Origin of the sequence: Ekhidna sp. (assembly GCF_965247405.1) — a bacterium.
GTDB lineage: Bacteria > Bacteroidota > Bacteroidia > Cytophagales > Cyclobacteriaceae > Ekhidna.
Genome location: NZ_OZ252014.1, coordinates 1,521,511 through 1,542,988, shown reverse-complemented (window position 1 = coordinate 1,542,988; position 21,478 = coordinate 1,521,511). Strand labels below are relative to the sequence as shown.

The following is a 21,478-nucleotide window of genomic DNA, read 5'->3' as shown; positions in this document are numbered from 1 at the left end:
GTAAAATGGGTCAAGCGTCACGCTTGCTAATAAGCTTTGAATTGTTGATCGATAAATCTGAATGGGAAGACAAAACTTAGAGAGACATTGATATCTCTTAGAAAAATCTCGTCATTTGTTTCACCCAAGGATGAAAGCTCATTTTGCTGAACATTGGGTTGTGTTGTCGAGGTGAGCGAATGCTTATAGTTCACCTCAAATACGGTTCGAATATTCCAATAATCCAGGTTTACACCAACTCCTCCTGATACTCCTGAGAAAGGCTTGAATGCATCTTTGACTCCAAGCGAGGTTGATCCACCATCAGATGTCAGCGGGTTGCCCGATGAATAATCAATTTGTGTAATGTCAACTTCTTTTTGTGCGGAAAGTATTCGTGAATGAAACCCTCCAACCATCACGAATGGACGTATTTTTCCGGATCGGATCACATCATATTTGATCATCAATGGAAGCTCCAATACATCTACGCGTTGTTCCACATCGTACCGGGTTTCAAATCGGTTGCCAGACGTTTCACCCTGCCACTCCAATACACTATTGTATTTAAACCGGCTTCTCTTGTATGCTGGTTGAAAGGAGGCAGAAAATCCTTTATGATAAAAATTCATTTCCAGTCCAACATGTGCACCAGGCAAGGCAAAATTATCGTAAGATTTCTGGAGACTATCGGCATTGTAGTCTATTGGACTGAACCCGGTATTTCGAGTTTCCGGGAAAGCCTGAGTATAATTCATGCCCATTTTGATACCGAGCCAAAACTGTGTATCCAGAAAAGACTCCAATGGATTTTTGTCAGGCTTTTTTTGTGCCATGACAAGCGTAGATAGTAAGACAAGGATCAAAAATCCTTTGAACCTACTTGCGTATGATGAGTCTTTTCGTGTCATCTAACATTTCAGATTTTGCTTTGATAAAATAGAATCCCGGGGAATACGAATCTAGCATAAAAGAGAAAATATGTTCTCCTGGTGCTACTCGTCTGGTGCTCTGTGCTACAACATCTCCCCGAACATTGATCAGCTGCACGTTCACATCCTGATAATTATTCACAAATACTTTAGCCTGAGCATAAGTCGAAGCTGGATTCGGATAAACTGATTCAATTCGGTAGTTCTTTTTCACATAATCTTGCTCTCCAAGTATCACCTCCTTAATCAGATCCATGGGTTCGTAATTTCCGCCTGAAGGATTAGACCCTTCAATGAAATCACGGAAAAAGATGTCGTTTGCGATAACAGACCGATCCACACCCATCCATTCATAAAGCACGTTTGCGTAGATCTGACGGTAGTCAAACTGCATACCCACATTACTTTGTGAAACATCCGGTACGGTACCGTAAATACCGGGCTTTACACCCAGACCAAACATCATCACGGGTCCTCCAGTACCATGGTCACTTCCGTAACTTCCGTTTGAGCCGACTCGTCTTCCAAACTCTGACATGGTAAGGGTGAGTACCCGATCTTCTAGCCCCCGAGATCTCAAATCTTTCTGGAAAGCGTTCATAGCAGATGAAATATGGTAAAGCAAAGCAGAGTGGACACCCATTGTCGGATCATATTCTTCTACCTGAGAGGCGTGCGTATCAAACCCACCAATCTTTACCAGAAAAACTTTGGTTTTTACACCACCAGCGAGCAGTCGCGCAACCAATTGAAGCTGACTGCTTAAAGGGTTTCTTCGAGAACCTTCCGGTGCGTTAAAAGGGTACGTCTCAGGGTATGTTACTGATGTTTCTGCTGCCGATTCGTAAATTTCTGCCAGTCGCTTGATGTAGGTTTCAGATTTGTCTTCAAGTCCCAAAATCCAATCCATTTCCTGGCCGTATGGAGAGTTATTCAGAAAATCTGGTGGGTTTCCTCGTGGATCCACTCCCTCATCCACATAACCTTGAAGCTGATCAATAAGATTGGCTAGGTTTTCCGGGCTGCTACCCAAAGAGATAGATGTCGGGATGTTTCCATCTTGATGAAACAACAACGAAACATCATTTCCCATTTCCAGAGCCAGTGGGTCAGGCATGTCTCCAGTTGGGAAGTCAGTCGGGTAGGTGAGGGGTTCATATTCCTTTCCCAGGTATCGACCGATCCACCCTGAGCTGAAATAGTCATCAGCATCACCACCCATGAACCAGATATCTCTTCCTCTGAAGTGAGAGCCGTTATTATTTTCGTATGAAACACCCTGAAAGACTGCCGCCTTTCCAGTATCGTAAAGCCGCTTAAAATCATGCATGTCTGGGTGAAGTCCCACCTGCTCTTCACTAGCTACCGTACTGTCAAGTGGAATCAATGTTCTGTTTCCTACCTTATATGGGATGGCGATATTGGCTCTGCGGCTATAATACTCATCATAGTTTGATATAGGAATGACGGTATTCAGTCCATCATTACCTCCATGCATCTGCATGATGATTAGCACACGATCATTGGTGCTTTGCTGGGCAATGTGTTGAATCTCCTCATGAGAAGCAAGTAGCTTAAGTGGCACTCCTTGAAAGGCAATGGGGGCACCTGCAGCAAAACCTATTTTCTTTAAAAAATTCCTTCTTTTCATTTCACTCCCTCTTTACATTAGCTGATATTCAGGTGATTGCAGCATGGCATTAAAAAGATCCACAATTTGATTGGCTCTTGTGCTTGCGTCCAGATTTCCGTCCCATCTGGTGGTCCATGCAGCTTCCGGATCGGCATCAATCGCAAATTCAAACATGGCCGTTTTAAAATAATTAAGCCTTTCGGTTGTCAATTCACCGCCGGCTGTATCAAACGACAGGTTTTCCGAGTTTGGAAGAAAATATTCAGTAACAGCTATGATGAAATCCTCAGCAATTCGAATGGTTCCGATATCAAAATTGTTAACTACAAAATCCAGGACATTCACCTGACCCATTTCCATATTGGTGCCATCTGATAAAGCACCTCTAATAAAATTGTATCGATTAGTTAGATAGTTTGTAGTGATCCAGCTTCTATTGAAAATTGGAAATTGATGGTATGCTGCATATCCGGCCACTTCAAACGGCTCATAATAATTCATTCCCTGAACATCAATTTCACTTAGTAAGTCTATAGTAAAATCGTAATAATCATTGAGTTCAGTTTCGTAATTAGGGAGTTGGATTTCAAAATTTCTGGCAAAGCCAAGAACCAAGTCAACTGGTGATTTAATGATGCTCCCAAAATTATTATCGTCTTCCCCAGCGTCTGCTTCATAGAAATGCTCGCTTGTAAGCAATGCTTCCAGTACAGGCTGAATCTTAAAATCATTAGCAGTGAAGATATCTGCCATGTCTTGTATGATGTCATCCTGAAGTGTCTGATCAACCTGATGATAGACAAAGAAGCGATAGATTTCTCTACAAATAGCACGTGGGGTTTCGTCCTGATCGTAAATTAAATCTACAAACTGGCTGATCTCATCCAGTACACTTTCTTCGGTAGGGTTGCCTGCCTGCAATAGATCTGTATCAGGTGTTACTACTCCGTTTGCCATTCTGGAACTAAAAGTCTTGGTTCCTTCTTCATGACTTGTGGCTATGGTGCCACCCCGAACAACACCACGAGGAAGACCGGTTTCTTCATCAACATTAGAGAAGGTTTGATCCACATTAAATCCGGACAACACTCGTGCGCCGGCTTGAACGTCTTCCTCTGTGAAATAGAAATAATCACCCTGAAACTCTGGTTCAGGTACGTTTCCTTCAAGTCCTCTGCCTATGGAGTAAAGCTCTAATAGCTCACGAGCATAGTTTTCATTTGGGCTTCCTTTTACATTATATCTTCCATCCAGAAAAACAAGCATCGCATTATCCACACTTAGCTTCTTGGTAAGTTGCTTGAAATTTCTTGGTACGATGGTATCAGGGTCCATTGGATCCTCTGCCGGAATAGTGATATCCTCCTGATCAAAAGCAAATAGTCTGAATAGCGCTTGCTGGTAATACAACGCTCTGGAGTTTCCAACAACCGATCGTTTTGTAGTGAAATGAGTATGGAGAAAAAAGACCAACCGCTCCCTGAAAATATAGGAGAGCTTTACAGAATCGTCTATCCCATTGCCCAGCATTTGTCCAATGTTCCAGGCTAAAAAATATCTTTCCAACTCAAACCCTTCACTTTCTGGAGCGAATGAACCGGTGATCCATTCATTTCCTGTAAGAGGATCAATCGGTAAGACCGGATCTGGAAGTGTAGCGTTGAATAGCTGGTCAACTGCCTGTGCCGGTGTAAGTGCCGCGAAAGAATCAATTTCTGCAATTGATCCTGCGAAGCATGCACGACGAAGCAGGTGAGCAGCTCGCTTTTTTCCTAGTGCGCTGGTTAATTCATTTAAAGGCATTCGGAGCTGTTTGAGTATCTAACAGGAAATTTAATTCAATTATTATAAAATAAGTGATAAAAAATCCTCAAATAGTTTAATTAATTGTTAAGGCAATAAAAAACCCGTAACCACGGGTTTCAATTTAATTTGATTTATTCGTTATGTCAACATTCCGCCATCTACCTGAATCGTTTGTCCTGTGATGTACGAAGACATATCTGATCCAAGGAAGACACAAGCATTCGCAACGTCTTCCGGAGAGCCCCCTCTTTTCAATGGAATTGCATCTCTCCAGCTTTGAACGGTTTTTTCGTCCAGCGCATCTGTCATTTCTGTTTCTATGAAGCCCGGAGCAATCGCATTGCATCGGATACCTCGAGATCCAAGTTCAAGGGCAACAGATTTAGTGAATCCAATGATTCCTGCTTTGGACGCAGCATAATTGGCTTGACCTGCGTTTCCTTTCACACCCACCACGGAAGACATGTTAATGATAGAGCCGCTTCGTTGTTTCATCATGGTTCGGCATGCCGCTTTCACCGTATTGAAGCAAGATTTTAAATTGATGTTTTGGATGGCATCCCAGTCTTCTTCACTCATTCGCATAAGTAGATTGTCCTTGGTGATTCCTGCGTTATTGATAAGGATATCCAGCGAACCGAAATCTTCTACTACGCTATTGATCAAATCCTGAGCAGCTTGATAATCAGATGCGTCTGATCGATAGCCTTTTGCTTTGATGCCTTTTGAAGCCAGTTCTTTTTCCAATGCTTCACCTTTCTCTATACTGGATAGGTAGGTAAAAGCCACATTGGCTCCTTGCGCTGCATATTGTTCAGCGATAGCTTTTCCAATTCCTTTCGATGCTCCGGTAATGAGTGCTGTTTTTCCTTCTAGTAGTTTCATTGTTGAGTGATTCAAAATTTGCAGTCAAAGATAATGATTGGTTGAAGACTGGCTACACACTTATTTTCCACAACTTTTCGGATTAAATTTGCGGCTCAATTTAAAATAATACAACATGGCATCTAAATATGATCTAATTGTAATCGGAAGTGGACCCGGCGGATACGTAGCAGCTATCAGAGCATCTCAGCTAGGAATGAAAGTAGGTGTAGTAGAAAAGGCAGAGCTTGGTGGAGTGTGTTTGAACTGGGGGTGTATCCCAACGAAAGCACTTATAAAAAGTGCTCAGGTATTTGAATACATCAATCATGCGGATGATTACGGGATCAAAGTAAAGGATGCAAAAGCTGATTTCTCTGGAATGGTGAAAAGAAGCCGTGAGGTTGCCGGAGGAATGAGCAAAGGAATTCAATTCCTTTTCAAGAAAAACAAAATCGATCACATAGCAGGTCACGGTACACTGAAAAAAGGTAAAAAAGTAGAAGTGAAGGCAGAGGATGGTAAGGTAACTACCTTCAATGCGGATCACATCATACTTGCTACCGGAGGACGATCAAGAGAACTACCTAATCTTCCGATAGATGGCAAGAAAGTCATTGGTTACAGAGAGGCAATGGTACTGGATAAACAGCCGAAGAAAATGGTGGTTGTCGGTTCCGGAGCAATAGGCGTTGAATTTGCCTATTTCTATAAGTCGATCGGTACAGAAGTGACGATTGTCGAGTTCATGGACAGAATTGTTCCTGTAGAGGATGAAGAAGTGAGCAAGCAGCTGGAAAGAACCTATAAGAAGGCTGGAATGAAGATCATGACCAGCTCAGAGGTTACTAAAGTGGACACGAAAGGGTCTGGTTGCAAGGTGACCGTAAAGACTAAGAAAGGTGAAGAGCAGATCGATTGCGATGTAGTACTTTCTGCAGTAGGAGTTGCGACTAACATTGAAAATCTTGGATTGGAAGATGTTGGTGTAAAAACTGAAAAAGGGAAAGTAGTCGTTGACGATTATTATAAAACCAACGTGGATGGCGTTTACGCAATTGGTGACATTGTAAAAGGTCAGGCACTTGCTCACGTAGCATCAGCAGAAGGGATCATTTGTGTGGAGAAGATCAAAGGCATGCACGTAGAGCCTTTGGATTACAACAACATCCCGGGATGTACTTATTGCTCTCCTGAAATTGCGTCTGTTGGATATACCGAAAAGGCTGCAAAAGAAGCAGGGTACGAGATCAAAGTAGGTAAGTTCCCATTCTCGGCATCTGGAAAAGCGAAAGCAGCCGGAGCTTCAGATGGTTTCGTGAAAGTAATCTTCGATGCGAAGTACGGTGAGTGGCTAGGTGCACATATGATAGGGGCCAATGTAACTGAGATGATCGCAGAAGCAGTTGCAGCCAGAAAACTAGAGACAACTGGTCATGAAATCATCAAAACGGTGCATCCTCACCCTACTATGAGTGAAGCAGTGATGGAAGCTGCAGCAGCAGCTTATGATGAAGTGATTCATCTGTAATAAAATTTAAATCAAAATCGTCCTACCACTTTAAGAGGTAAGACGACTATTTGAAAAGCACAAGCCCCTGACATAATCGTCAGGGGCTTTTTTATGCTACAGTCTTAACCCTTTTACTAACCCGATAACTGTAGCCATCGAGGAGGCGTTTTAAATCTTCAAGTACTGCTGAACCAGTTGGTAGAGCACCAGCACCCTTGCCTATAAATACATGGCGCCCACTGATTAGCGTTTCTATACTCACTGCATTGTTTTCGAAATCCACTGAATAGAATTCGTCATTTGTACTAATGCTTTCGGGCTTTACAGAGCAAACGATTTCACGATCTGTTTTTTTAAGTGTGGCAATGAGTTTTATTTTTCTTCCTTTTGCTTTTGCACGTCTGATATCCTCTTTGGTCACTCCTTCAATGCTTTCTATATCAAAACTCTTTATAGAGAAGATTCCTCCAAATGCGTGATAAGCCAAAATCGACAGTTTGTAAGAGGCATCAATACCGCTAACATCTAAAGCAGGATTTCGCTCTGCAAATCCCTTTGTCTGAGCTTCTGAAAGTGCTTTTTCGAACACCCAGTTGTTTCGCTGCATTTGTGTCAAAATGTAATTGGAAGAACCATTGAGAATTCCTCTAATCTCTTTTACTTCCTGATCACGGAAGAACCCATCAACCGAGTGGACAATGGGTATACCGCCACCTACTGCCGCCTCATATAAAAAATGAGAACCAAAAGACTGATGCCATTTATCCACATCCTGGAGGGATTCTCCAATCATTTTTTTATTGGCACTGATCACATCTTTACCTGCCAATAAGGCTTTTTCTATATAAGATTTAGCAGCATCGGCATCATCCGTCAATTCAATAATGATGTCAAGCTCAGGATCAGAGAGTAGCTCATCCGGATTATCCGTGAAATAAAGCTCATGACCGATTCTTGGTAAATCCAATCGCTTCACGCAAACCTTTTCTATGCTCACAGGCAAATGCGGGTGTTTCCTTAGATTCTCGTAAAATCCCTTTCCTACAGTCCCAAAACCAAAGAGTCCGATTTTTTTTAGCGCCTTCATGCTAGTTCATTTTTTAAAATGTCATTGATCTGTTCCGTTTCAATTAAAAATCCATCGTGACCGTAAAGGCTAGATATCACATGCAAGGAACTGTTTGATATATGCTCAGTTAAAAATTTCTGCTCTTGAATCGGGAACAAAATATCAGTATCCAATCCGATTACGATGGTTCTCGATTGAATGCGTTTCAGTGCTCTTTCCACCCCTCCGAAATGTCGTCCTACGTCATGGCTATCCATTGCTTTAGATAAGAAATAATAACTGTGCGGACTGAATCGTTTACTTAGCTTTTCTCCTTGATATCGCTGATAGGAGGTAGCAGAAAAATTGTCCTTTCTTCCATCTTGATCTGACTGTGTTACCTCATACGTATCATAATGTCGATAGGAAAGCATTGCAATAGCTCTTGCGGTTTCCAATCCATTAATTGGATCAACCTTTATGGCCATTCGTTGTGCTTCATTGAATGCAATGCCCCATGCGGAGTGTTTGGCATTGGTTGCAATGGGCACGATTACTTCAAATAGATCCGGTTCTTGTACCGCCCACTCCAGCAATTGCTGTCCACCTAACGACCCACCTATTCCCAGGCTAATCTTATCAATACCAAGATGATCTTTTAAGCGCTTGTGAGCTTCAACGATATCCCGTATGGTGATCAATGGAAAATCAAACCCCTTCGGATCTGTGCTCCCGTAGCATGAACCAAGCACATTGGCACAAACGATAAAGTCCTTTGCCGGATTGATTGGGCTACCCTCGGGAAAGAAATTTTCCCACCATTTGGAAGGGTCACTATTTGCGGTGAGGGCATGAAAGATCCAGACCACATTGGATTTATTCGCATTCAAAACGCCCCACGTGGTATAGTGGATCCTAAGCTCCCGGAGCGTTTCTCCCCCCTCCAGGACCAAAGGTTCCTCAACCTTAAAACCAAATGACTTAGATGTTAGCAGCGTTTGCATACACTTTTTCAAATGCTTGTTCAAAATCGGATTTGATGTCATCGATATGCTCGATCCCAACAGACACTCTCAGAAGGTTTGGCAATACACCGGCATCCTTTTGTTCTTGCTCAGAAAGCTGCTGGTGGGTTGTTGCCGAAGGCTGTATAATCAGTGTCTTGGCATCTCCCACATTAGCCAGGTGGCTTACCAGTTTTAAGCTGTCTACAAATTGGGTTGTCTCTTCCTTCTCACCTTTCAATTGGAACGAAAACACCCCTCCATATCCATTCCTCAGGTATTTTTCAGCAAGCTGATGATATGGACTGGAAGCGAGACCAGGGTAGTTCACCTTTTCTACCAATGCATGCTGTTCCAGCCAGCTTGCCAGTTCCAATGCATTGTCTACCGTGCGTTGTACCCGAAGCGAAAGTGTTTCCAATCCTTGAAGTAACAGGAAGGAATTGAATGGACTCAATGCCGGACCGAAATCCCGAAGACCTTCCACACGGGCACGTATTGCAAAAGCAATGTTTGGTAGTCCTAATGGATTCCCTTCACCAAATACTTCCCAAAACTTTAGTCCATGATAGCCTTCAGATGGCTCGGTAAACTGAGGGAATTTTCCATTGCCCCAGTTGTAATTCCCTCCATCAATGATCACCCCGCCGATGGAAGTACCATGTCCGCCAATCCACTTGGTGGCAGATGCGGTTACTACGGAAGCTCCATGCTCCAGTGGTCTAAACAGATACCCGGCAGCACCAAACGTGTTGTCGACGATAAGCGGGATGTCATGATCCTTTGCAACCTCAGCAATTGCTTCGAAATCAGGAATATTGAATTCCGGATTTCCAATGGTTTCCAGGTAAATTGCCTTTGTATTTTGATCGATCAGTCGTTCAAAATCTGAAGCTTTATCTGTCTTAGCAAAGCGAGTCTCAACACCTAGTCGCTTGAAAGCGACCTTGAATTGATTGTATGTGCCGCCATAGAGAAAGGAAGTAGAAATGAAATTATCTCCAGCTTGAAGAATGTTGTTCAGTGCGATAAACTGAGCCGCCTGTCCGGAACCTACTGCCAGTGCAGCCACCCCACCTTCTAAAGCAGCAATGCGCTTTTCGAAAACATCATTGGTTGGATTCATGATTCGGGTATAAATGTTTCCGAATTCTTTCAGTGCGAAAAGGTTTGCACCATGCTTAGAGTCTTTGAAGGTATATGAGGATGTCTGATAGATCGGCACGGCTCTGGAGCGTGTAGTTTCATCGATTTCCTGACCTGCATGTAATTGAAGTGTTTCGTATTTTAATTCTTGTGACATGATAATATTCGTTTTAGTTAATTGAAAATGAAATGGGTGTAGGGTTAGTAAGATTATCGTTGACCGGGCATCTATGCGAGATTTCTTTGAGCCATTGCTTTTTAAGTTCTGGGTCTATCTGCGTAGTGGTCTCCAGCCGAACATCGATTTGCTTGTAGCCTGCCCTTTCCTCAAGAGACTTTCCAAATAGTCTCCCTGGGTTGAGAAATCCATCTATGTTGATTTTAAGATTCTCGAGAAAAAAGTCCAGTTCTTCGGCAATGATGTGAGCTACCACATTGATGCATCCTGCATATCCCGCAAGGACATATTCTACTGGATTTGGCGCTTCATTGGTGCCGCCCAGTTCTTCTGGTTCATCCACTGTAAGATCAAAACCTCTGGCTTGAATGCGTGTTTTTGCTCGAGATTCACTCACAGAGCTGATTGAAAATTTTATTTCTTGTGACATGTGTGATAAAATTGTTTGATTATTGAAAATGAGATGGTATGGATTTATCATAAATAACTGATGAGTTAACTTATGAAAGGATTTTTCCGGACGAAGACGCACTTCAGTCCTAAGATGATCGCAAACCCAAATGGATCAAATGTGAATTACCTATTGCTGCAACAGCAACACATGCACATGAAATGGAATATCGATGAGGAAACGCAATTTCCCTGTCTGACCAACGTGTCAGTTATCTTGGGAACGATGAGATTTTGTTTGTTCATAGCAATCAATTTATCGTTCAGGAATTAGCACCGTTTCCGATTTTCGGAGGGTTGCTAGCGCGTCATGGAGCCTGTCTCTCAGCGCTTCTTTATAAATCGATACCTTATCGATTTGATGATGCAAACGTAGAACAGGAATTTTGGTTTCTCCAAATTTTATCTAGACAAAATTTCGATAAACAATGATTTAATAGTTGAGTAGCGTTATGAGGAATAAATATTTTTTCAGTTGTTTTTATGAATGTAAAACGTTGTAAATCAATGCTTAACTACTTCTTTAATAAGGTTTATTATTGGTCAACTTTTGAAGTAAAAAATTTATTTGAAAATCAAAGTGAATTTTTCTTAACATACTGTTCTACCTTTGGTTTGAAATGAAAATTTGACCTAACAGAGAATCATGAGTAAACTTATCATCAATAATCACGACGAGTTTGAGCAATATTTAGGAAAAGTGATGGGCGAGTCTGAGTACCATCAAATCACCCAGGATCAGATCAATCAATTTGCGGATGCTACCCTGGACCACCAATGGATCCACACAGATCCTGAGCGAGCGAAGGATGGCCCTTTCGGAACGACCATTGCTCATGGTTATTTGACACTTTCGCTGATGCCTTATTTGTGGGAACAAATCGCGCAATTCAACAATGTGAAGATGTTGGTCAATTATGGAATCGACAAATTGAAGTTTGGTCAGGCGGTAAAAGTGAATGATGAAATTAAACTTAGCGCAACCCTTAAATCACTGGCTAATTTGAGAGGGATTTCCAAAGCAGAAGTAGACGCCCTTTTAGAAATCAAAGGGGAGAAGAAGCCTGCGTTTACAGCTACGATGATTTTCTTGTATCATTTTGAATAGGAAATAAAAAAGGCCTCTTATGAGGCCTAAATTATTCATTATCAATTTTAATTGTCAATTAAGAAAGTGCTTTCTTCATCACTGCTCCAATATCAGCAGGTGAATCTACTACATGTAATCCGCACTCACCCATGATTCTCATTTTGGCTTCAGCGGTATCATCTTTCCCTCCAATGATTGCTCCGGCATGCCCCATTCTCCTTCCTGGAGGCGCGGTTTGTCCGGCGATGAAACCAACAACAGGCTTTTTATTGCCATTTTCCTGAATCCACTTTGCAGCATCAGCCTCATACTGGCCACCAATCTCGCCAATCATCACGATACCATCAGTCTCAGGATCTTCCATTAGCATTTGTACAGCCTCCTTCGTAGATGTTCCAATGATTGGGTCACCTCCGATACCGATAGCAGTAGAAATACCCATTCCGGCTTTCACTACCTGGTCTGCTGCTTCGTAGGTCAATGTTCCTGATTTCGATACGATTCCTACTTTTCCTTTTTTGAAAACAAAGCCCGGCATGATACCTACTTTGGCTTCTTCCGGCGTAATTACTCCCGGACAGTTTGGCCCAACAAGTACCGCACCTCTTGCCTTTGCATAAGGTTTTGCATGCATCATGTCTTTTACCGGAATTCCTTCAGTGATCGTTACAATAACCTTAATACCTGCATCAGCGGCCTCCATGATGGCATCCGCGGCAAAAGCTGGTGGAACAAAAATGATGGTTACATCAGCGCCTGTTTTGTCGACCGCTTCCTTAACAGTATTGAATACCGGCTTGTCCAGATGCGTTTGACCTCCTTTACCCGGAGTAACACCACCTACTACATTGGAACCGTATTCGATCATTTGACCGGCGTGAAAAGTACCTTCAGAGCCTGTGAAGCCCTGTACGATGATTTTGGAATCTTTATTTACAAGAACACTCATTTCTTTTAGATTTTCCGCAAAAATATACGATTAAATCTGTCTGCCAATTACTTCATCCATTTGCCGCTCATAAAAAACTTGATAAATGGTCTTTCTTACAAAGAGAGTGAAAATATTCTTCTGAATTCGATTGGTTTTGGCACACTTTTCGCGACTTATTTTAAGTGATTACGTCATACAGGTGATTAAACTTTCGACGAGTGGACTTGTCTGATAGTTAAAGATCGTTAAATCACTAAACTTCAGATAGATGCGATCGTTAGAAGTTGTAAGTAATTAATCCTCTTCATATTTACTTAGGTTTAGAATTAAAGGAGCTTTCGGGCTCCTTTTTCTATTTTCACAGTCTAAACACTGAGTATGCTTTCCTCTGCACGAACATTTTTTGGCACTGAAGTAGACAATAGTTCACTGGTATTGTTTAGGATGGTGTTTGGATTGCTGGCTGCTGCGGAAAGTTTTGGAGCGATTTTCACAGGGTGGGTTCATGAAACATTTATCGAGCCGAGTTTCACTTTTACTGTTATTGGTTTTGAATGGCTACAACCATTGAGTGGTGATGGGATGATCTACTACTTCATCGTAATGGGGGTTGCTGGCCTCTGTATTATGCTAGGGCTCTTTTACCGTGCTTCTACGTTTGTTTTTGCGGGATTGTGGACCATTGTCTATCTCATGCAAAAGTCGCATTACAATAACCACTACTATCTATTGGTGTTGCTTGGGTGGGTGATGTTTTTGCTCCCTGCTCATAAAAGCCATTCTTTGGATGTGAAATGGGGCCTTACCATTTCAAAAAAGACATGTGCCAGAATTTGCCATTGGTTTTTTATCATTCAGGTAGCTATCGTGTATCTGTATGCCAGCTTCAATAAAATGCATGCAGATTGGACGATGGCTAAGCCTATTGGGATTTGGTTTAAGTACAAAGCAAATTACTGGTTGATTGGTCCCCTCCTACAAGAAGAGTGGTTTCAATACTTTATTGCATGGGGAGGCATTATTTATGATGGTACCATCGTTTTTCTGCTGCTTCACCCCAGGACAAGGAAACTTGGATTTGTTTTGTCAGTTATTTTCAACCTGGCTAATTCAGCTATATTTCAAATTGGCATTTTTCCTTATTTAATGATCGGGTTAACGGTGTTCTTTTTTCCCCCTGAAACAATTACGAGCACCTTTTTCAGGAAGAAAAAAAGAGTATATCCGATTCAAAAAAAGCTTTCTTTGGGTTGGACCTACATACTGATCGCTTATTTCAGTATTCATCTCCTTTTGCCACTACGCCATTTTCTTTATCAAGGGAATGCTTCCTGGACGGAGGAGGCTCATCGCTTGTCATGGCGGATGATGCTGCGGGTAAAATCAGGGTATGTCAAATTTTATGTTCAGGAAAAAGGCAAAGATGACAGAGAGAAAATTAACTTGAGAGATTGGCTGTCTCGGGAGCAGCGAACAACCATTTTCGGTAAACCTGATATGATTTGGCAGTTTGCTCAAAGGCTTAAAGATGAATATGCAAAGGAGGGGAAAGATGTTTCTGTTTTTGCTGAAGCTAAAGTTTCTTTGAATGGAGGATCTAGAAAACACCTCATCGATCCCAATGTTGACCTTGCCAGTGTCAAATGGGAACCATTCAAACATTCCGACTGGATTTTAACTTACGACACCTATGATTGATTTGCGTAGTGATACCATTACAAAACCAACTTCTGAAATGCTGGAAGCAATGATGACGGCAGAGGTTGGGGATGATGTGTTTGGAGACGATCCCACAGTCAATTCACTGCAGGAAAAAACAGCAGAAATGTTCGGGATGGAGGATGGACTGTATTGTCCTTCCGGAACGATGACCAACCAGATTGCCATGCGAATTCTTACCCGGCCACAAGATGAAGTCATTTGCCACAAATATTCACATGTGTATCTGTATGAGGGAGGAGGAATGATGTATAATTCCATGTTGTCTCCCAAACTCCTTGAGGGGAACAGAGGAAGGATAACTGCTGACCAAATTGCGAATAGCATCAATCCGGATGATATTCATTTCCCTAAATCAAAATTGGTGGTACTTGAGAACACGATGAATAAAGGTGGGGGATCCATTTATGATATTGAGGAGATCAAAAAGATCAGGAAGGTTTGTGATGACCATGAACTAAAGCTTCATCTCGATGGCGCTCGTTTTTTTAATGCGGTTGTAACAACAGGTGAAAGCCCAAAAGAATATGGAAAGTTATTTGACACCATTTCCATTTGCTTCTCTAAAGGTCTTGGTGCTCCGGTAGGCTCGGTTTTATTAGGAACGAAAGATCAGATTAAAGAAGCGAAACGAGTGCGAAAGGTTTTTGGTGGAGGAATGCGCCAGGCTGGATATTTAGCAGCGGCTTGTATTTACGCACTGGATCATCATATTGATCGACTGGCGAAGGATCACACACGTGCTCAAATAATTGGCGAAGTTTTGAAATCCCTACCTTTCATTGAAGAGGTAATGCCTGTAGATACCAATATTGTTATTGGGAAACTGGTTGAGGGAAAATCAGAAAAGTGGTTGCTAGATGAATTGGAAAAGCAGGGTATTCGGGCGGTTGGCTTTGGGAAAGGACTGGTAAGATTTGTGACTCATCTGGATTTTGGGGGTGATGATTTGTCCATGTTTGAAAAGGCTATTTTGAAGATTTCTTCGTAACCAACCAGACCCCAATAAAAACAAACAATGCAGCCAAAAGGTGTTTTAATAGGAAAATCTCGCCAAAAAACAGGATAGCTGTCAAGGAAGCAAAAACAGGTTGCAGGTAAATAAATGCGCCCACTACAGATGAGTCGACTCTAACAAGGGTCCATGCATTTAGAAAATAAACCAACACCGTAACGATAATTATTGCATATCCCATGCTCCACCAGACTTTGGTCGGTAATGTGCTAAAATCAACCTCCAGAGCTTGAAATGATCCAACTGGAAGCACCAATATGATGGCAATTGTAAAAACCCAGGTAACAACGGTCATGGGTTTATATTTTTTCATGAGTGGCTTTACAATAACCAGGTAGCATGCGTAGCTGGCGGCATTGATAAGGACAAGAATATCTCCTCGCCAGTCACCTGATGTCAACATTGCATCTGGCTGATAAAGAATAATCACAGCCCCGATGAGACCTATAATTACTCCCATGATTTTTGTTCGAGTGATTTTTTCTCCAATTAGCAGAGCAGCCCAGATCAGGACTAAAACAGGAGTTAAGGTCATGATGATGGAGCCATTCACTGCAGAAGTAAGGCTAAGTCCCTTGTAAAAAAGCAATTGATTAACAGCCACTCCGGTAAGGGCACAAAGCCCAAGCACCCAGCCATCTTCCCTCCAATTGATTTTCTCTCTATTGAACGAATGGATGATCCAGAAAATAATAGCAGAAATAATTACTCGGAATACAATGAAGCCATATGGCCCAATGTAATCAGGGACGATAATTTTGAGGACACTGTAGTTGATGCCGTAGAAAAGGCTCACAAGAGTGAGTACACCATAGGTTTTAATTGAGTCCCAATTCACCGCGCAAAAGTAGCAGGGGTTTAGGTTACGCTTGCTGCTTTTCTAATTATTTCACCATAGCCATGGCTATAGTTCGCTTCTTTGTAAAGCCCTCTTTCTTTTAGTATTTGGTGCATCTTTTTGAAATTATAAGAAGGCACGGTAAAGAGCAGGTGATGCTCCAGGTGGTAGTTGACATTGAGAGGAGCGAATAAGAATTTCTCTAACCAGTTTGCTTTAATGGTTCTGGAATTTTGTAATGGATCAGTTCTATCCTTCACCATACTGTGTTCAGCCATTGATCGTATACGTAGGATAAACATATAAGTGGTAAGCATGGCCACAGGCCATAGCAGGTAAAGCCAAGGACTAACAAAAAACCAACAAAGCCCAAGCATGATAAGGTTAGAAGCAATTGGGCCCCATAGGTTATTTATTCCGTTTTTCCATAAATAACCACTTTGCTCCTCCACTAATTTTTCTACATAATTTCCAAGATTGTATTTAAGAATTCCTAAATGCATGGCGATTAAGCCGAAATAGTTTTTCAATCCGGAAACCCCGGAGAGGTCTCTCGAAAATTTACGGATCATGCTTTTTTTGGAGGTAGGGTAACCCTTTGTCAGGTTGATGTCAGGATCTTCATCCGTACCGGTAGCCAGGTGATGTTGCAGGTGATAAGGACGGTATTGGTTGATATTGTGAATGATTGGAAATGCTCCAAACCAGTTTCCAATGAAGTTGTTGAGACGTTTCGAATGAAAGAGGGCGTAATGTGACGCATCATGCATGATGATGGCGCAACCAAGCTGTTTGGCCCCAATAATGATGAGCGCTAAGATGACTGTTAGCACATTAGGCCAGGCAGCCACAATCGCAAAGGAAAAACCAATCCAGAACCAAACTTTGAATACTTCCCATGCTGCTTTAAGATCTGACTTTCTTAAAAGAGTATCAATTTCTTCTCGCGAGAAATACGCAGATACAATCTGTTGATATCGCTTTGATTGATTGTTTTTATCGCTAACACGAACCACTTCAGACATTCTATAAAGATAAAATTTTTCCGAATCAGATTTCTCATAATTTTACTTCATGTTTCAAGACACATCCCCGCTAGCAGAACGAATGCGTCCCTCCAAACTTTCCGACCTGGTGGGGCAAGAACACCTGGTAGGTGAAAATGGCGTATTGCGAAGAGCGATTAATTCTGGTCAGGTTCCTTCGATGATACTGTGGGGGCCTCCAGGGACAGGTAAAACGACCATAGCGAACATCATCGCCAACGAAGTAAAAAGACCTTTCCATACTTTGAGTGCCATTAGCTCTGGAGTCAAAGAGGTTCGAGAAGTTATCCAGATAGCTGGTAGGGGTAACAAGGCGATTCTTTTTATTGATGAAGTTCATCGTTTCAATAAAGCACAGCAGGATGCCTTGCTGGGCGCAGTGGAGAAAGGAGTGATTACGTTGATTGGGGCAACCACAGAGAATCCCAGTTTTGAAGTGAACTCGGCACTCATTTCACGATCACAAGTCTACACGCTAAATGCGCTGACCAAGGAAAACCTAATGACCCTAGTAGAAAAGGCACTTCAGGAAGACGAAGATCTGAAAAAGGAAGAGGTAGTCTTAAAAGAAACAGAAGCACTGTTTAATCTTTCCGGAGGAGATGGAAGAAAACTATTAAATCTGCTGGAATTAGTTATCAAAAGTGATGATGGCAAACAAAAGGTCATTACGGATGATAAAGTGATTGAGGCAGCACAGCGTAAGACAGTCCTGTACGACAAGAAAGGAGAGATGCATTATGATGTCATTTCCGCCTTTATCAAATCCATCCGAGGGAGTGACCCAAATGCAGCTGTTTATTACTTGGCTCGGATGATCGAGGGTGGAGAGGATGTAAAATTCATCGCTCGTCGTTTAGTGATTCTTGCTTCAGAAGATATAGGGAACGCCAACCCTACTGCTCTTGTGATGGCCACCAATGCTTTTCAGGCAGTGAACATGATCGGATATCCTGAGTCCAGGATCATTCTTTCTCAGTGTGTAACATATTTAGCTTCTTCTCCCAAAAGCAATGCCAGTTACATGGCGATCAATCAGGCTCAGTCTTTGGTTCAGAAAACTGGTGACCTTCCTGTTCCCATGGCGATACGAAATTCTCCTACCAAACTAATGAAGGATCAAGGGTATGGAAAGGGCTATAAATATGCCCACGATCATCCAATGAACTTTGCAGAGATGGAGTTTCTTCCTGAAGAGATTGAAGGTACTAAGCTTTATGATCCGGGTAAAAATGCTCGTGAGGAGGAACTTCGAAAGTTTCTCCGCACAAGATGGAAAGAGAAATATGGGTATTAGAACTTAAAAGCTACACCAAACTTCAGCATTAATAGATCGGTAGTAGATTCTCTCGGTTGATTTTCGTAAGCAAGGTCTCCAGGAGCAAGATTATCCCGGTCGTAGTTTTCTGAGGATCCTGTAAACTCTACCGTCCAGGATTCAGTATCGTCTCCATCATAATATTGTGCACGTTCACCTTTGAAGTAATCAGCTCTGATATCCACAAAAAACTTAGGGCCTACTTTAATCATAAATCCACCACCCCATCCATAGCTGAAAATCCAATCATCCAATACTGTTTTCCTGGAGATTACATCGCTATCCTCATCCTCTGCGTATCGTCTGTCATCAGAACGATCCAGAATTTTTGTATTGGTGGAAATGTATCTAAATCCAATCAGTCCCTCAATGTATGGTTGCACCATTTCAAAAGGCGCCTGTGCCCTGATTAAAGCATGCGTTCCAAAAATACTATTGGTATTGACAATTCTTAGGGGAATGTTGAGTTGATCAATCACCTGTCCATTGGCAACTATTTCAGCGGTTAGGTTTTCATCCTGTGTATTGCGTCCATACACGATGTAATTAAGATCCAGTCCGAAGGACACGGGGAATCCTTTCTGAAAGGGAATACCAAAGGAAAGGTCAGCACCAAACCCAGTGGCATCTGTGTTTTCCCGAAATTCGTTTCTTGGCAAGCCAAATGTTAAATCGAAACTTCCCCATTGTGCCATTGTACAAAAAGAAAGCATGATGAAAGTAGAAGTGAGCAGGTGTTTTTTCATGATCAGATGGGTTCGTGGTACATTCGCAAAAATCGTAACTTTTGCAATCATTTCAATTTTCGTACCATGTCGAAATTAATAGGACCGTTTAAAGAGGTTATCACACTAGCCAATACTGCTCAGAAAGGTGCATTAGGGGATGATAAAATGGATATTATCCAGAATGGAGGTGTGCTGATTGAAGACGAAAAAATTTTGAAAGTAGGTGCTTTTGAGGACTTACGATCAGGTGCCTCTGCAATAGAGGAGGTAGCAGGTGACCACATTTTACTTCCTGGTCTTATCGATTGTCACACCCATTTGGTATGGGGAGGTTCCAGAGCCAGAGACTATACACTTCGGATGTCCGGAGAGTCCTATGAGAAAATATTAGAGCAGGGTGGAGGAATATTCGATTCGGTTGAAAAAACACGAGCAGCTAGTCCAGAGTCCTTGCATGATGGATTGGTGAAGCGGGCATCACGGCACCTAAATGATGGAGTGACAACCATCGAAGTGAAAAGTGGATATGGTCTAGATGTAGAAAATGAGCTAAAGGTGCTGAATGTGATTAAAAATGCAATAGCTGATGTAGAAGCCGATCTGATCCCCACCTGTCTTGCCGCACATGTTTGCCCAAAAGAATTTAAAGACAAGAAGGAATTTTTGACCTATCTGGAAAAAGAATTGTTGCCTCAACTGCTAGTAAAAGGGCTAGCAAATCGGGTCGATATTTTCGTAGAACCCTCCGCTTTCCCGGTAGAAATCGCGAAAGATTATATGTCAGCCGCAAAGAGTCTGGGATTTGATCTAACCGTGCACGCAGATCAGTTTCATACAGGCGGGAGCCAGATAGCGGTGGAATTAGAAGCTAGAAGTGCAGATCACTTGGAAGCAAGCGCAGACAAAGAGATTGAGTTATTAGGCAAATCAAATACGGTTGCCGTGGCTCTGCCGGGAGCCTCTATCGGGTTAGGTATGCAATTCACACGAGCACGGAAATTACTTGATGCAGGTGCGTCGCTGGCTATTTCCACTGACTGGAACCCTGGATCCGGACCCATGGGGGATCTTTTGGTTCAGGCGTCTATTTTGGGTATTTATGAAAAGCTTTCTTCTGCAGAAATATTTTCCGGGATCACTTTTAGAGCGGCAAAAGCACTTGGATTGGGAGATAGAGGAAGACTCAAAGAGGGAATGAAAGCAGATATGATTGCTTTTCCGGTGAATGATTATCGGGAGATTCTTTACAATCAAGGTAAGATTAAGCCCGATACGGTTTGGAAGAATGGAAAACAAGTAAAGCATGTATAAGCCCGGCAATAAATCGATTTGGAAAGGGAGACAAGATCCCGGCTCAGTGCGTGATGTCTGGCATCAGGTTGTACAAATCGGAGATTTAAATGCAGACATACCTCATGGTTTTTGCTTTCTTGGTTTTTGCTCGGATGTGGGTGTCAAAAGAAACCTGGGCAGGGTAGGTGCTGTGGATGGGCCTGATGCGATCCGAAAGGCCTTGGTGAACTTAGCCGTTCATTTTAGTGAGAAAGTAAAACTCACGGATGTTGGTGATGTGGTGGTGAGTGGTGATCAACTGGAAAACGCACAGATGGAGCTTGCACGATACACTTCTGCGATGATTAAAAATGACACATTCCCAATTCTCTTGGGTGGAGGTCATGAAATCAGCTATGCGCATGGCAAGGGAGTGTTAGATGCATTTCCGAATGAAAAAATAGGGATGATCAATTTTGATCCTCATTTTGACCTCAGAAAATATCCACAAGGACCGCATTCCGGGAGCTGGGCTCGACAGCTATTTGAAGAAAGTGGGAACTTTTATTACCTGCCCATTGGCATCAACGAAGCGGTGAACATTGCCCCAATGTTTGAATTGATGAGAGAAAAAAATCAATCTTTCATATCTATGGAGGAGCTATTAGGAGAGTCTGAGGAAGATTTGCTGGCTCGCATAGATTACTTCATGGACCAAATGGATAGAGTATGTATCACCCTGGATTTAGATGTTTTCTCAGCGGGAGTAGCTCCCGGGGTTAGTGCAGTAAATCCTTATGGTGCCTTACCACATCATATTAAGCCATTGATGAACAAGATTCTTCAATCAGAAAAAGCAGTCAGCTTTGATGTGGCGGAAATGAGCCCAAAATATGATGATGGCCGCACAGCGAAGCTAGCAGCCAGTTTTGTTTATGATGTGGTTAACAACATCTCACCCCGATGAA

The 21,478-nt window shown here is 42.3% G+C and carries 19 protein-coding genes and 1 riboswitch; of the genes, 7 read left to right on the top strand and 12 right to left on the bottom strand.

The annotated features are described in order from the left end of the window. Positions 1-26: 26 nt before the first annotated feature. The 4 genes from ACP14Y_RS06930 to fabG form a co-directional block, all read right to left on the bottom strand. Positions 27-890 carry an outer membrane beta-barrel protein gene (locus tag ACP14Y_RS06930; RefSeq protein WP_424962231.1) on the bottom strand — a complete coding sequence of 288 codons (864 nt, stop codon included), beginning with the start codon at positions 888-890 and terminating at the stop codon, positions 27-29. Further along, the gene (locus tag ACP14Y_RS06925; protein WP_424962230.1) at positions 859-2,562 is read right to left on the bottom strand and encodes a DUF1501 domain-containing protein; all 1,704 of its coding nucleotides are present in this window, start codon (positions 2,560-2,562) and stop codon (positions 859-861) included. Before ACP14Y_RS06925 ends, ACP14Y_RS06930 begins: the two co-directional genes overlap by 32 nt. Before the next feature lie 12 nt (positions 2,563-2,574). Next, positions 2,575-4,347, bottom strand: coding sequence for a DUF1800 domain-containing protein (locus ACP14Y_RS06920; RefSeq protein WP_424962229.1), 1,773 nt, complete (start codon positions 4,345-4,347; stop codon positions 2,575-2,577). Between the two features lie 141 nt (positions 4,348-4,488). Then, positions 4,489-5,235: a 3-oxoacyl-[acyl-carrier-protein] reductase gene (gene fabG, locus ACP14Y_RS06915; protein ID WP_424962228.1), complete on the bottom strand. Its 747-nt coding sequence runs from the start codon at positions 5,233-5,235 to the stop codon at positions 4,489-4,491. A 115-nt stretch (positions 5,236-5,350) separates the two neighbouring features. On the opposite strand from fabG, the gene lpdA reads away from it, so the two are divergent. Then, the gene (gene lpdA, locus ACP14Y_RS06910) at positions 5,351-6,745 is read left to right on the top strand and encodes a dihydrolipoyl dehydrogenase (protein WP_424962227.1); all 1,395 of its coding nucleotides are present in this window, start codon (positions 5,351-5,353) and stop codon (positions 6,743-6,745) included. 91 nt (positions 6,746-6,836) lie between these two features. Here the strand turns inward: lpdA and ACP14Y_RS06905 are convergent, their stop codons facing one another. The 4 genes from ACP14Y_RS06905 to ACP14Y_RS06890 are packed head-to-tail and all read right to left on the bottom strand — an operon-like array spanning position 6,837 to position 10,533. After that, complete coding sequence (locus tag ACP14Y_RS06905) at positions 6,837-7,814, bottom strand: homoserine dehydrogenase (RefSeq protein ID WP_424962226.1); 978 nt, start codon at positions 7,812-7,814, stop codon at positions 6,837-6,839. Then, positions 7,811-8,779 (bottom strand): homoserine O-acetyltransferase family protein, encoded by a 969-nt coding sequence (locus ACP14Y_RS06900; RefSeq protein ID WP_424962225.1) that lies wholly within the window; start codon positions 8,777-8,779, stop codon positions 7,811-7,813. The genes ACP14Y_RS06905 and ACP14Y_RS06900 overlap by 4 nt, the downstream gene beginning before the upstream one ends. Next, on the bottom strand, positions 8,757-10,082 hold the full coding sequence (locus ACP14Y_RS06895; RefSeq protein ID WP_424962224.1) for an O-acetylhomoserine aminocarboxypropyltransferase/cysteine synthase family protein: 1,326 nt from the start codon (positions 10,080-10,082) through the stop codon (positions 8,757-8,759). Before ACP14Y_RS06895 ends, ACP14Y_RS06900 begins: the two co-directional genes overlap by 23 nt. Positions 10,083-10,095: 13 nt before the next feature. Next, positions 10,096-10,533, bottom strand: coding sequence for an OsmC family protein (locus ACP14Y_RS06890; protein ID WP_424962223.1), 438 nt, complete (start codon positions 10,531-10,533; stop codon positions 10,096-10,098). Positions 10,534-10,792: 259 nt separating this feature from the next. Continuing rightward, positions 10,793-10,897: riboswitch (SAM riboswitch) on the bottom strand. 302 nt (positions 10,898-11,199) lie between these two features. Here ACP14Y_RS06890 and ACP14Y_RS06885 point away from each other — a divergent pair. Further along, positions 11,200-11,661, top strand: coding sequence for a MaoC family dehydratase (locus tag ACP14Y_RS06885; RefSeq protein ID WP_424962222.1), 462 nt, complete (start codon positions 11,200-11,202; stop codon positions 11,659-11,661). A gap of 58 nt (positions 11,662-11,719) precedes the next feature. On the opposite strand, the gene sucD is transcribed toward ACP14Y_RS06885, so the two are convergent. Further along, positions 11,720-12,592, bottom strand: a complete 873-nt coding sequence (gene sucD, locus ACP14Y_RS06880) for a succinate--CoA ligase subunit alpha (protein ID WP_424962221.1) — start codon at positions 12,590-12,592, stop codon at positions 11,720-11,722. 360 nt (positions 12,593-12,952) lie between these two features. Between sucD and ACP14Y_RS06875 the strand changes: the two genes are divergently transcribed. Together ACP14Y_RS06875 and ACP14Y_RS06870 are read left to right on the top strand one after the other, a co-directional pair. Next, entirely contained in the window at positions 12,953-14,272 is a 1,320-nt protein-coding gene (locus tag ACP14Y_RS06875) for an HTTM domain-containing protein (RefSeq protein ID WP_424962220.1), read from the top strand. Beyond that, positions 14,265-15,284, top strand: a complete 1,020-nt coding sequence (locus tag ACP14Y_RS06870) for a threonine aldolase family protein (protein ID WP_424962219.1) — start codon at positions 14,265-14,267, stop codon at positions 15,282-15,284. The genes ACP14Y_RS06875 and ACP14Y_RS06870 overlap by 8 nt, the downstream gene beginning before the upstream one ends. Here ACP14Y_RS06870 and ACP14Y_RS06865 read toward each other — a convergent pair. After that, positions 15,262-16,146, bottom strand: coding sequence for a DMT family transporter (locus ACP14Y_RS06865; RefSeq protein ID WP_424962218.1), 885 nt, complete (start codon positions 16,144-16,146; stop codon positions 15,262-15,264). The two genes, ACP14Y_RS06870 and ACP14Y_RS06865, sit on opposite strands and share 23 nt — an antisense overlap. Positions 16,147-16,166: 20 nt before the next feature. Next, positions 16,167-17,171 (bottom strand): fatty acid desaturase family protein, encoded by a 1,005-nt coding sequence (locus ACP14Y_RS06860; RefSeq protein ID WP_424962217.1) that lies wholly within the window; start codon positions 17,169-17,171, stop codon positions 16,167-16,169. Between the two features lie 49 nt (positions 17,172-17,220). Here ACP14Y_RS06860 and ACP14Y_RS06855 point away from each other — a divergent pair, with 49 nt between their 5' ends. Then, positions 17,221-18,489 carry a replication-associated recombination protein A gene (locus tag ACP14Y_RS06855; protein WP_424962216.1) on the top strand — a complete coding sequence of 423 codons (1,269 nt, stop codon included), beginning with the start codon at positions 17,221-17,223 and terminating at the stop codon, positions 18,487-18,489. Here ACP14Y_RS06855 and ACP14Y_RS06850 read toward each other — a convergent pair. After that, entirely contained in the window at positions 18,486-19,256 is a 771-nt protein-coding gene (locus tag ACP14Y_RS06850) for a hypothetical protein (RefSeq protein ID WP_424962215.1), read from the bottom strand. The two genes, ACP14Y_RS06855 and ACP14Y_RS06850, sit on opposite strands and share 4 nt — an antisense overlap. 66 nt (positions 19,257-19,322) lie before the next feature. Here ACP14Y_RS06850 and hutI point away from each other — a divergent pair, with 66 nt between their 5' ends. Continuing rightward, positions 19,323-20,549: an imidazolonepropionase gene (hutI, locus tag ACP14Y_RS06845; RefSeq protein ID WP_424962214.1), complete on the top strand. Its 1,227-nt coding sequence runs from the start codon at positions 19,323-19,325 to the stop codon at positions 20,547-20,549. Then, positions 20,542-21,477 (top strand): formimidoylglutamase, encoded by a 936-nt coding sequence (hutG, locus tag ACP14Y_RS06840; RefSeq protein ID WP_424962213.1) that lies wholly within the window; start codon positions 20,542-20,544, stop codon positions 21,475-21,477. Before hutI ends, hutG begins: the two co-directional genes overlap by 8 nt. Position 21,478: the final 1 nt, after the last annotated feature.

What these genes read in the sequence shown, in the direction of transcription:
- ACP14Y_RS06930 (WP_424962231.1), bottom strand. Translation starts at nt 890, where the DNA reads ATGACACGAAAAGACTCATCATACGCAAGTAGGTTCAAAGGATTTTTG.
- ACP14Y_RS06925 (WP_424962230.1), bottom strand. Translation starts at nt 2,562, where the DNA reads ATGAAAAGAAGGAATTTTTTAAAGAAAATAGGTTTTGCTGCAGGTGCC.
- ACP14Y_RS06920 (WP_424962229.1), bottom strand. Translation starts at nt 4,347, where the DNA reads ATGCCTTTAAATGAATTAACCAGCGCACTAGGAAAAAAGCGAGCTGCT.
- fabG (WP_424962228.1), bottom strand. Translation starts at nt 5,235, where the DNA reads ATGAAACTACTAGAAGGAAAAACAGCACTCATTACCGGAGCATCGAAA.
- lpdA (WP_424962227.1), top strand. Translation starts at nt 5,351, where the DNA reads ATGGCATCTAAATATGATCTAATTGTAATCGGAAGTGGACCCGGCGGA.
- ACP14Y_RS06905 (WP_424962226.1), bottom strand. Translation starts at nt 7,814, where the DNA reads ATGAAGGCGCTAAAAAAAATCGGACTCTTTGGTTTTGGGACTGTAGGA.
- ACP14Y_RS06900 (WP_424962225.1), bottom strand. Translation starts at nt 8,779, where the DNA reads ATGCAAACGCTGCTAACATCTAAGTCATTTGGTTTTAAGGTTGAGGAA.
- ACP14Y_RS06895 (WP_424962224.1), bottom strand. Translation starts at nt 10,082, where the DNA reads ATGTCACAAGAATTAAAATACGAAACACTTCAATTACATGCAGGTCAG.
- ACP14Y_RS06890 (WP_424962223.1), bottom strand. Translation starts at nt 10,533, where the DNA reads ATGTCACAAGAAATAAAATTTTCAATCAGCTCTGTGAGTGAATCTCGA.
- ACP14Y_RS06885 (WP_424962222.1), top strand. Translation starts at nt 11,200, where the DNA reads ATGAGTAAACTTATCATCAATAATCACGACGAGTTTGAGCAATATTTA.
- sucD (WP_424962221.1), bottom strand. Translation starts at nt 12,592, where the DNA reads ATGAGTGTTCTTGTAAATAAAGATTCCAAAATCATCGTACAGGGCTTC.
- ACP14Y_RS06875 (WP_424962220.1), top strand. Translation starts at nt 12,953, where the DNA reads ATGCTTTCCTCTGCACGAACATTTTTTGGCACTGAAGTAGACAATAGT.
- ACP14Y_RS06870 (WP_424962219.1), top strand. Translation starts at nt 14,265, where the DNA reads ATGATTGATTTGCGTAGTGATACCATTACAAAACCAACTTCTGAAATG.
- ACP14Y_RS06860 (WP_424962217.1), bottom strand. Translation starts at nt 17,171, where the DNA reads ATGTCTGAAGTGGTTCGTGTTAGCGATAAAAACAATCAATCAAAGCGA.
- ACP14Y_RS06855 (WP_424962216.1), top strand. Translation starts at nt 17,221, where the DNA reads ATGTTTCAAGACACATCCCCGCTAGCAGAACGAATGCGTCCCTCCAAA.
- ACP14Y_RS06850 (WP_424962215.1), bottom strand. Translation starts at nt 19,256, where the DNA reads ATGAAAAAACACCTGCTCACTTCTACTTTCATCATGCTTTCTTTTTGT.
- hutI (WP_424962214.1), top strand. Translation starts at nt 19,323, where the DNA reads ATGTCGAAATTAATAGGACCGTTTAAAGAGGTTATCACACTAGCCAAT.
- hutG (WP_424962213.1), top strand. Translation starts at nt 20,542, where the DNA reads ATGTATAAGCCCGGCAATAAATCGATTTGGAAAGGGAGACAAGATCCC.